Raw genomic sequence first — 11,844 nt, 5'->3', positions numbered from 1 at the left:
CGCACCGATTCGATGACGACTTGGCCGGATGCGCCGGTGCCGGTGAGTGTGTGTTGACCGCAGGCCAGTTGCGGACGGCTGGTGGGCTTGGTGAACGCGCCGTTTCGGTCGGTCAGCACATCAGTGAACGAACTGCCCGCGCCGTCGAGCGCCAACTCCACGTCACGCAACTGCGGAAAACCGGTGCCGGTGACGGTGAACTGCGCGGGACCGCCGGCGGAGTTGATCGGGTTGGGCGTGACCTGCACGGTCGGGCAGTACACCTGGACCGTGGTGGAGGCCTGGACCTGCCCGATCCAGACCAGGTTCACGGTGTTGGCGCCGCAGGTCGCGAGGCCGGCTGGGATGGCCACCCCGTTGAGCACCAGCGCGTCGCTGTTCCGCGGATCGCCGGTGCCGGTCTCGCCGCTGGCGATCTGCCTGCCCTGCAAGGTGATGGTCAGCCGCTCGCCCAGGTCGGTGCCGTCGGCGGTGATGTCCATCGTGGTGAATTGGCCGAGCGTGCTCTCCACCGGACTGACTTGGATGAAGAAGCCATTGAAGAGGGCCGCTCCCGCCGGGCCGCCGTGGCTGATCCCGCCGACGAGCAGGATCAGCACGACGGTGAGGCGGCGGGCGGCGCGCAGCTGCGCGGCTCGCGACGTGCCGCGCCGCCGGAGTTGTCCGGCGGCGCGGCGGGGGCTGGTCACGTGGTGGTGTGCGACATGCCGCTGACCAGGACGGCCGGGCTGCACGAGGTCGCGCCTCCCCCCGGCTTGTCGCAGGTCACCGAGATCGTCAGGCTCTGGCCCGCGCCCACGGTGATCGCCGTGACGAAGTGCAGGTCGTAGTCCCGGAAGTTTTCCATCCGGGTGCTGATAAGGGTATTGCCGCCGCGGGTGATCGTCAGCGAGCCGGTGTCGCCGTTCGGGTTCTGCAACACCAGGTCGGTGACCGTATACGCCTGGTGCGTGCCGGCGGTCAGGTGGCCGTTGGACTTCAGGTCCACCGCGAAGGCGATCGGCGCGGGCAGCACCGGGCCGGCCGGGGGCGTCGGTACCGAGGCGGAGGGAGAGGACGAGGCAGCGGAACCACTACCGCTTCCCGCGCCGCCTCCCGCCGTGGAGCCGGTCGGGCTCGCGCCGCCTCCGCCACCGCCGCCAGATCCGGGCCCGCCGGTGGGGATTCCCGCCGCGTTGAGTGCCTGGTTCGCCGCGCCGGTCGCCGCGTCCTTCACGACCGGCTTGAGGACCGTGAACCAGAGCGCGGTCAGCGCGATCGCCGCGAGCAACACGAGTGCGACGGCCTTGCCGACCCAAGACGGTATCGCAGCCTCCTGCAAGAGGCTGGCGTCGAGCGGTTCCGGACCGTTCACGCCGCGGCCGGGCTGGGCCGCTTGGCCGTTCGGTTCACCCGGCTGATCCGAGTGCGACTGAACCGGGCGGGCCGCGACCGTGAAGCGGTGCAGCACGCTCGGTCCGCGCCAGAACCGCCTGTGGGCGCGGGCCCGGGCGGTGACGAACGCGGCGGCGCCGGGGCCGACCTCGATGCGCGGCGGCTGGACCGTGACGTCGACCAGATCCTGCGCGTCATACCCGGTCAGATCGACCAGCACCGGGGCGTTGCCGCGGTTGTCGAGGGCGACCTGGTACTTGCCGGCCCGCTTGCCGCGGGCTCGGCCGGTGCGCGGCGAGAGGTCCGCGGTGAGCACCGGCACGCCGGCGATCGCGAGCACGCCTTCCTCCACCCGCGGGCGCAGCGGGTCCTCATTGGAGGTGATCCGCACCGCGTAGGGGCGGGGGCCGGGGGTGAGCCCGGGGTCGACCGGGGGGCGGAACCGCAGCTTCGCGGTCTCGCTCTGGCCCGGAAACAGCGAGAGCCCGGACGGCTCGATGTGCGCCCAAGCCGCGGGGTCGCCCAGAACTTCAAGGGTGAACGAGTCGACCACGCCCCCGGCGTTGGTGACCACGAGTTCGACTTCTGCTTCCTCACCCGGATTGACCGGCTGCGCGGTCGGCGTCAGTGATGCTTCTGCTCCCATGGCCGCGACGGTAGAAGCAGCGGGCGCGCGGCGGCAGTCGCGGACGGGCAGCACGCCGGGCACCTGCGACCGCCCCTTCGCGCTGCCCGAAAGGGCAGCACGCATGGACCGTTCGGCTGCCCTATGCGACCTGCCGCCGGGTAGGCCGGGCGCGGCACGCTTCCCCCCGTGATCCTTGAGACCGACCAGGCACTTCTCGCCGTGACGAAGACGCGGGTCCTCGGCAACGCCGCGGTGACCGTGACCTTCGATCCGCCGGCGCGCCCCTGGATTACGGCGCTCAAGACTCCGGCGGTGAACTTCTTCCTGTTCGACATCAGGGAGAACACCCATCGCCGCGATGTGATGTACGAGCAGGTCCGCGACGAGGGGGGAAAGGTCGTCGGGCACCGTCCGCCGGCCCTGCGGTACGACCTGCACTACACGGTCACCGTGTGGGGCGCGCCGATCGCGATGGAGCACCGGATTCTCGCTTTGGTGCTGCGCTGCTTCGGCGCGCTTCCGACGATGCCGCGGGAGCTGATGCCCGAGGCGCTGGCGAAGCTGCCGCACGAGGTGCACCTGACCACCGCGGCCGGAACCAAGCGCGGGATGTTCCTGAACCTGGCGGGTGAGGTGAAGGCCGGCTTCGAGCTGACCGCCACCGTCGCGATGCCGGCTCCGGACGTCCCGGTGGCGCCCGCGGTCAGCCAGGCGCAGGTGACCGTGGGTCCGAAGCCGACCGGATCGACTCCGCCCCCGGCCGGGCAGGCGGCCGCGACCGCGGCAGCAGGCGCTCCGGCGGTGGCAGCGGGAACCGGCGCACCGGAGACGGTGCGGCACGGCGCTCCGGCGGCGCAGTCCGCGTCTCAGCCGGCTGCGGCCGCGGCAACCGTGAGCGCGCAGACCGCTGCTCCGGCAGCCGCAGTGGCTGCCACTGTACCGACAGAACCGACAGGCGCACAGAACGCTGACCCGGCATCGGAGCCGGCAGCCGGACCGAACTGACAAGAGGGGAAGCAACCATGAGCGGACTCGAAGACATCCCGCTGATCGGCGACGTCGCAGGGGTGGCGATCCACGGTGCGGAGGCCGTCGGCGACGCGGTCACCGGTGACTGGGACGGCGCGGCCGACCAGGCGCAGCGGATGGCGGGCGGCGCGATCGGCGTCGCGACCGGCGGGATCTCGACGGCGGTCGAGGACGTGTACGACGAGCTCGCGCCGCACGCCGGCCTGCCGGACTCGCACGAACTCGGCCACGACGTGCTGCAGGGAGTCGGCAATGCGATCGGCGACGGCGTGTACGACCTCGTGCATGGCAGCGACGACGGCGGCCTGAGCGGCGGAGCCGACCTGCCCGGTGGCGACCTCGGTGGCGGTGACCTCGGTGGCGGTGACCTGGGCGGAGGGGGCCTCGGTGGGGGCGACTTCGGCGGAGGTGACCTCGGCGGCGGTGACCTGGGCGGGGGCGACTTCGGCGGTGGCGGCGACATGAGCGGCGGCGACGACGGTGGCTACGACATGAGCGGCGGCGCGGACATGAGCGGCGGCGACGGCGAGTACTGAGCCGCACCGCACCCCATCGCACCGCACCACCCGAAGTTCCAGGGTGCTGATTCCGGCGCCGCCGCTGCCGTAGCTGGAGCCGCGGCCCGGAATCAGCCTCCGAATCCATCTCGTACGCCGACCGGCCGTTCACACGGCTATCGAGCAGCAGCGACATCGCCCGACGGAAGGAAGAGCAAGCGATGCCCAACTATCAGTCCCCGGGCGTGTACATCGAGGAGCTTGAGTCCGGCACCCGCCCGATCGAGGGCGTCGGCACCGCGGTGGCGGCGTTCGTCGGCTTCAGCGCGGACGGCCCGCTGCACACACCGATCCTGGTCACCAACTGGACTCAATACACGAATACTTTCGGCGAGCCCGCGCCTGGAACATACCTCGGGCACGCGGTGTTCGGGTACTTCCTCAACGGCGGCGGCCAGGCGTACATCGTGCGCGTCGGCGGCACGCCTGGAAACGGCGCTCCCGCGGCCGCGCGCGCCGAACTGCCTTCCGCTGCGACGCCTGGCGTGGTGGCCTATGTGGCTACAGCCAAGGACGGCGTCACGCGCGGCGACGTGACCGTCGAGATCACCGACGCGGCAGTTGAGGGCGCACCCGAGGACTCGTTCCGACTGGTCGTGCGGGGCGGGGGCCGTGAGGAGGTGTTCGAGCCGGTCACCACACGGCGCGGACGGTCCAACGTGGTGACGCAGGTGAACGCGACCTCGACGCTGATCGAGCTGATCGAGGCGCCGGGGCACGGCGCCCTGGCCGACCGGCGCCCCGCGAACGCCGTGGTGACGCTCGCCGACGGTCCCGGCGCCGAAGTCGCGGTGAGCCCGAACGACTACGTCGGCAGCAGCGCGGACCGCACCGGGTTCGGCGGCCTTGAGGCCATCGACACGGTGACCATGGTCTGCGTCCCGGACCTGATGGCGGCTTACCTGGCCGGCCGGATCGACCGCGACGGCGTGCGCGCGGTGCAGACCGCGATGATCGCGCACTGCGAGCTGATGGGCGACCGGATGGCGATCCTCGACGCGCTGCCGGAACTCAACCCGCAGCAGGTGCGCGAGTGGCGGATGAACGAGGCCGGATACGACTCGAAGTACGCCGCGCTGTACTGGCCCTGGCTCAAGGTACTCGGCCCGGACGGCAAGACGATGGCGCTGCCGCCGAGCGGCCACATGGCCGGGATCTGGGCGCGCAACGACGAGACGCGGGGTGTGCACAAGGCGCCGGCCAACGAGGTCGTGCGCGGCGCGATCGGCGTGGCGACCGCCTTGACCCGCGCCGAGCAGGACAACCTGAACCCGGTCGGAGTCAATTGCATCCGGGCCTTCCCGGGGCGGGGCATCCGCGTGTGGGGTGCCAGGACCCTGAGTAGCGACCCGGCTTGGCGGTACATCAACGTTCGACGTCTCTACAACTACGTCGAGTCCTCGGTGCGGATCGGCACGCAGTGGGTGGTGTTCGAGCCCAACGACAAGAGCCTGTGGGAGCGGGTCATCAGGACACTGCGTTCATTCCTGTTCACCGTGTGGCAGGACGGCGGTCTGTTCGGCGACACGATGGAGCAGGCGTTCTACGTCAAGTGCGACGACGAGACCAACCCCTCGGAGTCGATCGAGATCGGCCGGCTCGTCTGCGAGATCGGCCTGGCCGTGGTCAAGCCCGCCGAGTTCGTCGTCTTCCGGCTGGCGCAGCTGCCCACCGGCACGGCCCTGTCCGAGTAACTGGCGCACGGCGCACGCCGGGCCGCGAATCTGAAGAGGTAGGAGAACACTGATGGCGGGGATCACCGATCCGCTGACGAACTACAGCTTCGCTGTGGAGATCGACAGCCTGACGATCGCGCAGTTCAAGGAGGTCAACGGCCTCGGCATCACGATCGGGGTGATCGAGAACCGGGCGAACAAGGCCGGCGGGCTGCCGGTGCTGCAGAAGCTGCCGGGCTCGGTCAAGTACGAGGACATCCACCTGTCCCGCGGCAAGGTCAACGACCCGGCGTTCTGGAACTGGATCAAGACCGTGCAGGAGGGCAAGATCGACGAGGCGCGCAAGGACGGCGCGGTGATCCTCTACGACCTGGCGCACGGCGAGGTGAGCCGGTTCAACTTCTTCCAGGGCTGGCCGTCGAAGGTGGAGGTCGGCAAGCTGTCCGCCGGCGGCGACCAGGTGCTGCTCGAGTCCGTGGTCATCACGATCGAAAGGCTCGAGGTGAAGTGATGTCCGCCGGGGCGACGGTGTTTGGCACGACGGCTGTGGGGACAGCCGGAACGGCAGGGTCGAGCGATGCGACGGTGCGAACGCAGTTCGCGTTCACGCTTCCGGTCGGCTTCGTGGACAGCGCGGGCGCGGTGCATCGTGAGGGCACGATGCGCCTGGCGACCGCGCGGGACGAGATTCTGCCACTGCGCGATCCGCGGGTGCGCGAGAACGAGGCGTACCTGACGGTCATTCTGCTGAGCCGGGTGATCACGTCGCTCGGTGAGGTTTCCCCGATCAACCCGGGCGTCGTGGAGAACATGTTCGCGGCCGACCTGGCGTTCCTTCAGGATCTGTACCGGCGCATCAACGCGGAGGGGCACACCCGGATCGCGGTTACCTGCCCGGCGTGCGAGCACGATTTCGCGGTGGACAGTTCCGGCCCCGCGGCGAGCCGCCTGGGGGAATCGTGACGTACGGCACGGACCTGCTGATGGAGGAAGTGTCGTACGTCGCCTATCACTTCCACTGGCCGCTGGACGCCATCCTCGACCTCGAACATCCGCTGCGGCGCGACTTCGTGACCCGCATCGGCGGGATCAACGCGGCGGTGAACGCGGCCGCGGAGGCGAGGTCGGCGGGCTTGGCTGCTGCGGGCTCAGGCGCCGGCAGCGCCGAGGACGGTTGGTGACGCGATGCGCTGGCCGTTTCGCCGGTCGTCGGACGCGAACTCGGACCCTGCGACGCAGCCTGAGCCGTCCGATGCTCAGAATGCCGAGCCGGCTGTGGAGGCCGCGGCTGCGCAGAGCGCTGCGTGGCGCGATCTGCCGAGCGGCATGACGGTTCTCGGCGCGATGCCCGCCACCATGGACTCCGGGTTCAGCAGGACCCTGCCGAGCCGTTGGCACAATCCGCCGGCGCTCGGGCCGCTTGGTCACGACGTGCGCACCGATGTGCCGGGTGGTTTGGTCAGCGGCGTGGCGCGGACGGTCGATCCACTGGATACCCGCCCTGCGGATTTCGTGTGGCGACTGCCGGATCTCACCGAGTCCGGCGCGGCGGCGGCGACAACCGGGGCTGCGGCCGCGGCTGTCAGGGCTCTTCCTCAGGCCGCGCCCGCACAGGCTGGCGCTGCGCCGCTAGGGAGATCGGCGACGGCTACCGCGATCGCCACCGCCAGCAGTGCGTCGCGGACCGCGCCGTTGACGACGCAGCAGATGACCGCAGCACGTGACCAGACCTCAGTTCAGCCGGCGCAGCCTTCTGCGCCGCCGCCTTCCGTGCTCTCGCCAGCGGACAGCGCCGCGACCTACACCGGTCCCGGTGCTCAGCCCGCGCCGGTGAGCGGCACGACGCAGACTCGCCAGGCGCTGCAAGACGCGGCGGCCGCCGTCGAGGCGCGGGACCCTCGCCCCGTTCCCGCGGACGTGACCGACGGCCCGACCGCAGCAGCGTCTGACCGGGGTGTGCACGCCGAGCCTGATCCGGGGACGTCCACATCCCCGCCGGACGCCCCGGCCTCCGGTATCGGCACCCTGTTCACACCCCGCGAGGCGCGGTCGGGGCCGGACTCGCAAGGGTCCGCCCCGGCCGTAGCGCCTCTCGTTTCGCGCAACCCGCTCCGGCGGTCTTCAGCGCAACCGCTGGTCGGCGGTCCGGGAGCGCAGGCGTCGTCAGCGCCGACGGATTCGGCCGCACAGGTGCCGCCGAGTGCCGCTGCGATCGCGGCAGTGGGATTGCCAGGCAACGATTCACCCGGCCCGGCGGGCGCGACCACGGGTTCGGTACCGAGCGCTGGCGTCGATGGAGCGCAGGGCACAGGAGCGGTACCGGATTTTGCGCCGACGAGCACTGAAACCGTGACTTCGACGTCTGAGTTCCAGGAAGCGCCGCAGGGTGCATCGGCCGCGGCCGCGGCCGCGGCGGCGACGGCTGAGCCGGGACAAGGTGCGGCGCAGCAGCCCGAAACGCAACCGGAAATGCAGACGCTAGTTCAGCGGCAGACGCTTGCGTCGGCCGGAAGGCCGCGGCCGATTGTGCAATCTACGGAACAGTCGGCTGGGCAATCGGCGGCGCAATCAGCGCAGACGACGCCGGAACCCAGTCCGCCGACCCCACCGCCGATCCGCACCGCCCCGATCGTTTCGGCGACAGGCTTCGCGCCTGTTGCCGCGCCCATCAGCGTCCTGCAATCGCCGACAGCGCCGGTCGACCAACCCGTGCGTGAGGCCGAGTCTGTCATCGGTAGCTATGCGACGGCGGCGATCACGCCTCCCGCCGCGCAACTTCCGCCGACAGCGTCGGCCGGAGCGCAGATGGCGCAAGCAGCAGTGGCGCCGGTGATGTCCGCAGCGCAGGCGGTGTCAGGATTCGTGTCTCGCTCAGCTGGGCAACCCGCAGCGCAAGCACGAGGCGTCGCCGGCCGCGCGCTGGCCGAAGCGAGGGCCGTGGCCGACTCTGTTCTTCCGAACCAGGATGCTGCGAACCAGCTCAGCCGATCTGTCCCGCTCAGCGGGACAAGCCCGGCGAACGCCGCGATGCCCGCAGGCGCGAGCGCTGCCGCACCGCATGACCCGGCCGCGCTCGACGCGCTCGCGCGACAGCTCTACGGCCGCTTCTCCAGGCATCTGGCCGGCGAACTGCTGGTCGATCGCGAACGCTCGCAGTTCCTCACCGATCTGCACTGACGCTCAAACTCTGAACGCTCACACAGCCCTGAACGGAAAGGACCGGACCCATGGCGAAAGACGAGCTCGGAATGGCCGGACTCGCCTGGCGCTTCGGCGTGGAGGTGGACGGCGAGCAGATCGCGCTGTTCACCGGCTGCGCGGGTCTGGACGCCGAGTACGAGCCCTTCACCTGGAAGGAGGGCGGCGGGGACGGGCCGGTCGTCACGCTCGCCGGGCGCCTGACCTACACCAACGTGAAGCTGACCCGATCGGTCGACAAGGACAGCGTCAAGGTCTTGAAATGGTTCACGGACCAGGCGGCCAAGCCGAAGCCCAAGCACGTCACCATCACCCTTTACGACGGCAACGGCACGTCCGTGTCCTCCTGGACCCTCACCGACGCCTGGCCGATCAAGTACTCAGGTCCGAGCCTGACCACGGTCGGTGAGGAAGCCGACGGCATCGCGCACGAGTCGCTGGAACTCTCACACCGGGGGTTCATGTGACCGTCTTCGCGACCCTTCGCAACCAGGACGACATGAGTCTGCTGCCCTGCGAGTTCAACCCCTCCTCGGTCAAGCTCACCAAGTCGGCCACCTGGTCCACTCCCCCGGCCCGCAACGCCAAGGCCCACCCGCGGCCGCAGTTCGTCGGCACCGGACCGCAGACACTGAGCCTCAGCCTGCTGTTCAACGCTTACGGGCGGGACGGCAGCCCGATCGCGCTTCCGGTCGCGCTGGCCGTGCAGAAGCTGCTCGATTGGACGCAGCCCACGCAGCGCTCGCAGGAGGCTCACAACCCCGCGCCGCCGACGATCGAGTTCTACTGGGGCGCGCAGGTCACCATGACCGGGTTCCTCAAGAACGTGGAGATCGACTACCTGCTGTTCGACAACGACGGCACTCCGCTGCGCGCGACCGCGAATGTCACGCTCCAGGCCCTGCCGCAGACCACGCCGGGCACGAACCCCACCTCCGGCGGCATCTCGGGGCGGCGCAGCGCGCAGACGACACAGGGCGACTCGCTCGCCTCGATCGCGCAACGCGAATACGGCGACGCGGGGCTGTGGCGGGCGATCGCCATCGCGAACGACATCGACGACCCGGGCCGGGTACCTGCGGGTACCAGACTTCTGTTACCCCCGCGCCCGCAGGCAGTCGCGCTCGCGGCCGTGGGAGGTGACCCCCGATGAGCCCTTCCGCTTACGGCACAAGGCCGCGCATCACGGTGGACGGCACACCGCTGGCCGACGACGTTCTGCCATCGCTGATCAAAGTCGTGATCGACGCGCAGTTGCATCTGCCGGACATGTTCGCCCTCGAATTCCTCGACCATCGCCGGGACCTGGTGCGCCGGGCCGGCTTCGACTTCGGCGGCCGGATCGAGATCACCGCGACCGCGGCGGACGGAGACGACGACGCGGGCAAGTTGCTTGTCGGCGAGGTCACCGGGCTGGAGCAGGACACCGACGCGACCGGCACGTGGACCATCGTGCGCGGCTACGACCTCTCGCACCGGCTGTGCCGGGGCCGGCGCACCCGCACGTTCCTGGACGCGACGGACGGCGACATCGTCCGGCGGGTCGCCACCGACGCAGGGCTCGAACTCGGCGACGTGGACGACGACGGCGCGGTGCACCCGCACGTCGGCCAGGTCAACCTCACCGACTGGGAGTTCTTGCGCGCTCGGGCCAATGAGCGCGGACGCGAGGTCGCCGTGGTGAACGGCCAACTGGTGTGGCACGCACCGATCTCGCACGACACCGCGCCGAACTCGCTCGACGACCTGGAGACGCCGCCGCAGCCCGAACAGCTGCTACTCGGCACGAACCTGCTGCGCCTCTCCCCCAGGGTGACCGCGGCCGAGCAGGTCAGCGAGGTGTGGGTGCGCGGCTGGAACCCGGAGACCAAGCAGCCGGTGCGGGGCAGCGCGAAGACCTCGACCGTGAGCGCGCATTCGGGCGCTGACCCGAGCGAACTGGCCGGCCGGTTCTCCGCCGCCCCCTTCCTGGTGGCGGATCGGCCGGTGCGTGACGAGCAGGAGGCCGACGCCATCGCGGCGTCGGTCGCCGAGCAGATCGCGGGCGCGCACGCCGAGATGACCGGTCTCGCGCTCGGCGATCCAAAGCTGATCCCCGGCGCGGCCGTGTCGGTCAGCGGCGTGGGCTGGCCGCATGACGGCGACTATGTGCTGTCCGGTGCGCGCCACCGCTACGACGAGACCGGGTATCACACCGAGTTCACGGTCAGCGGCCGCCAGGAGCGAACGCTGCTCGGCCTCGCCTCGCTCGGCGCGACCAAGCAGGCACACCGCGGCAGCGGAAGGCCGTGGCCCGGCCTGGTGATCGGTCAGGTCACTGATATCAACGATCCGGACCAGCGGTTCCGGGTCAAGGTCGCCTTCCCCTGGCTGTCCGACGACTACGAGTCCTGGTGGGCGCGCGTCGCGCAGCCGGGTGCCGGAGACGGCCGCGGCCTGGCCTGGCTTCCGGAGGTCGGCGACGAGGTGCTGGTCGGATTCGTACACGGCGACGTGCGCGATCCGTACGTGCTCGGCGGCCTCTACAACGGCACGGACCACCCGATGATGAACGACCAGCTCGTGGACGGCAGCGCCGGGCAGGTGCTGCGGCGGGTGCTCGGCTCACGTACCGGACACCAGCTGGTCTTCAGCGATGACGATCAGGGTTCGCAGATCCAGCTGGCCACCGGCGACGGCTCGGCGACGATCACGCTCGACTCGACGAACACGAAGATCGTCATCGACGGCACCGGCGCGGTGACCATCCACGCCGGCGGACCGCTCAAGCTCGACAGCGACGGCGATATCGAGCTGAACGCGAACGGCGGCGATCTGAAGCTGACGGCCAGCGGCGAGTTGAAGCTGTCCGGCAGCACTGGGGCATCCATCGACGGTGGACCGCAGGTCAGCGTGTCGGGATCGATCATCAAACTGAACTAGTACGACTCCCGATACACAGCAGTTGACATAAGAGCACGATGGAGAGGGGCGGGGATTCCCCATGGGACAGCCGGCCGCGATCAGCGGCGATCAGGTGCAAGCGGTGTGCTCGCTGCACCTGATGCCGAACCCTGCGACGGGGGCGCCGCAGCCCTCTCCCCCGCTGCCCTTCGCCGCGCCGATAACGCTCGGGGTCTGCGCGACGGTGCAAATCTGCGGCTCGCCGGCGGTAGTCGTCGGGGCCACCGGCCTCAACACGCCGCCGCACGTCGGCCTGCACCCGGCCGATCCGTTCTTCGCGCCGCCGACTCAGCAGGCTGTTATCGCCGCCGGGAGCAGCAGCGTCCTGCTCGGCGGCGTGCCGGCGGCCCGCACCGGCGACAGCGCCACCTGCTGCGGGCAACCGACCGGCACGCTGGTCGGCAGCGCCGCGACCGTAATGATCGGCGGTTGAGCGCGC

General features: G+C 70.3%; 13 protein-coding genes. 11 read left to right on the top strand and 2 right to left on the bottom strand.

Features of this window, described 5'->3' with window-relative positions; genetic code table 11:
* Both VN779_RS12410 and VN779_RS12405 read right to left on the bottom strand, forming a co-directional pair.
* Positions 1-689 (bottom strand): hypothetical protein (locus tag VN779_RS12410; RefSeq protein WP_325722654.1); only part of this gene is annotated, 689 nt, incomplete at its 3' end.
* Complete coding sequence (locus VN779_RS12405; protein ID WP_325722652.1) at positions 686-2,020, bottom strand: hypothetical protein; 1,335 nt, start codon at positions 2,018-2,020, stop codon at positions 686-688. The genes VN779_RS12405 and VN779_RS12410, both read right to left, overlap by 4 nt.
* Before the next feature lie 168 nt (positions 2,021-2,188).
* Here VN779_RS12405 and VN779_RS12400 point away from each other — a divergent pair, with 168 nt between their 5' ends.
* From VN779_RS12400 to VN779_RS12350, 11 genes are all read left to right on the top strand, one after another.
* A complete protein-coding gene (locus VN779_RS12400) occupies positions 2,189-3,007 on the top strand; it encodes a DUF4255 domain-containing protein (RefSeq protein WP_325722650.1) in 819 nt (272 codons plus the stop codon).
* 17 nt (positions 3,008-3,024) lie between these two features.
* Positions 3,025-3,567: a hypothetical protein gene (locus VN779_RS12395; RefSeq protein WP_325722648.1), complete on the top strand. Its 543-nt coding sequence runs from the start codon at positions 3,025-3,027 to the stop codon at positions 3,565-3,567.
* Between the two features lie 182 nt (positions 3,568-3,749).
* Positions 3,750-5,282, top strand: a complete 1,533-nt coding sequence (locus VN779_RS12390) for a phage tail sheath family protein (protein WP_325722646.1) — start codon at positions 3,750-3,752, stop codon at positions 5,280-5,282.
* Between the two features lie 52 nt (positions 5,283-5,334).
* Entirely contained in the window at positions 5,335-5,775 is a 441-nt protein-coding gene (locus VN779_RS12385) for a phage tail protein (protein WP_325722644.1), read from the top strand.
* The gene (locus VN779_RS12380; RefSeq protein WP_349260751.1) at positions 5,775-6,227 is read left to right on the top strand and encodes a hypothetical protein; all 453 of its coding nucleotides are present in this window, start codon (positions 5,775-5,777) and stop codon (positions 6,225-6,227) included. Before VN779_RS12385 ends, VN779_RS12380 begins: the two co-directional genes overlap by 1 nt.
* The gene (locus tag VN779_RS12375; protein WP_325722640.1) at positions 6,224-6,445 is read left to right on the top strand and encodes a DUF6760 family protein; all 222 of its coding nucleotides are present in this window, start codon (positions 6,224-6,226) and stop codon (positions 6,443-6,445) included. Before VN779_RS12380 ends, VN779_RS12375 begins: the two co-directional genes overlap by 4 nt.
* Positions 6,446-6,539: 94 nt before the next feature.
* Positions 6,540-8,441: a hypothetical protein gene (locus VN779_RS12370; RefSeq protein ID WP_325722639.1), complete on the top strand. Its 1,902-nt coding sequence runs from the start codon at positions 6,540-6,542 to the stop codon at positions 8,439-8,441.
* A gap of 50 nt (positions 8,442-8,491) precedes the next feature.
* Positions 8,492-8,929 carry a phage tail protein gene (locus tag VN779_RS12365; RefSeq protein WP_325722638.1) on the top strand — a complete coding sequence of 146 codons (438 nt, stop codon included), beginning with the start codon at positions 8,492-8,494 and terminating at the stop codon, positions 8,927-8,929.
* Positions 8,926-9,615 carry a hypothetical protein gene (locus VN779_RS12360; protein WP_325722637.1) on the top strand — a complete coding sequence of 230 codons (690 nt, stop codon included), beginning with the start codon at positions 8,926-8,928 and terminating at the stop codon, positions 9,613-9,615. Before VN779_RS12365 ends, VN779_RS12360 begins: the two co-directional genes overlap by 4 nt.
* Positions 9,612-11,384: a VgrG-related protein gene (locus VN779_RS12355; protein ID WP_325722636.1), complete on the top strand. Its 1,773-nt coding sequence runs from the start codon at positions 9,612-9,614 to the stop codon at positions 11,382-11,384. Before VN779_RS12360 ends, VN779_RS12355 begins: the two co-directional genes overlap by 4 nt.
* 61 nt (positions 11,385-11,445) lie before the next feature.
* Positions 11,446-11,838 carry a PAAR domain-containing protein gene (locus VN779_RS12350; RefSeq protein WP_325722635.1) on the top strand — a complete coding sequence of 131 codons (393 nt, stop codon included), beginning with the start codon at positions 11,446-11,448 and terminating at the stop codon, positions 11,836-11,838.
* The last annotated feature ends 6 nt before the right edge of the window (positions 11,839-11,844 follow it).

The organism is Actinocrinis sp., from assembly GCF_035605935.1.
GTDB lineage: Bacteria > Actinomycetota > Actinomycetes > Streptomycetales > Catenulisporaceae > Actinocrinis.
The sequence above is the reverse complement of the archived record's forward strand: the minus strand, read 5'-3'. Positions and strand labels throughout refer to the sequence as shown.

Excerpts from the sequence above, each read along its gene's own strand:
- VN779_RS12405 (WP_325722652.1), bottom strand. The coding sequence starts at position 2,020 with ATGGGAGCAGAAGCATCACTGACGCCGACCGCGCAGCCGGTCAATCCG.
- VN779_RS12395 (WP_325722648.1), top strand. The coding sequence starts at position 3,025 with ATGAGCGGACTCGAAGACATCCCGCTGATCGGCGACGTCGCAGGGGTG.
- VN779_RS12390 (WP_325722646.1), top strand. The coding sequence starts at position 3,750 with ATGCCCAACTATCAGTCCCCGGGCGTGTACATCGAGGAGCTTGAGTCC.
- VN779_RS12385 (WP_325722644.1), top strand. The coding sequence starts at position 5,335 with ATGGCGGGGATCACCGATCCGCTGACGAACTACAGCTTCGCTGTGGAG.
- VN779_RS12380 (WP_349260751.1), top strand. The coding sequence starts at position 5,775 with ATGTCCGCCGGGGCGACGGTGTTTGGCACGACGGCTGTGGGGACAGCC.
- VN779_RS12365 (WP_325722638.1), top strand. The coding sequence starts at position 8,492 with ATGGCGAAAGACGAGCTCGGAATGGCCGGACTCGCCTGGCGCTTCGGC.
- VN779_RS12355 (WP_325722636.1), top strand. The coding sequence starts at position 9,612 with ATGAGCCCTTCCGCTTACGGCACAAGGCCGCGCATCACGGTGGACGGC.
- VN779_RS12350 (WP_325722635.1), top strand. The coding sequence starts at position 11,446 with ATGGGACAGCCGGCCGCGATCAGCGGCGATCAGGTGCAAGCGGTGTGC.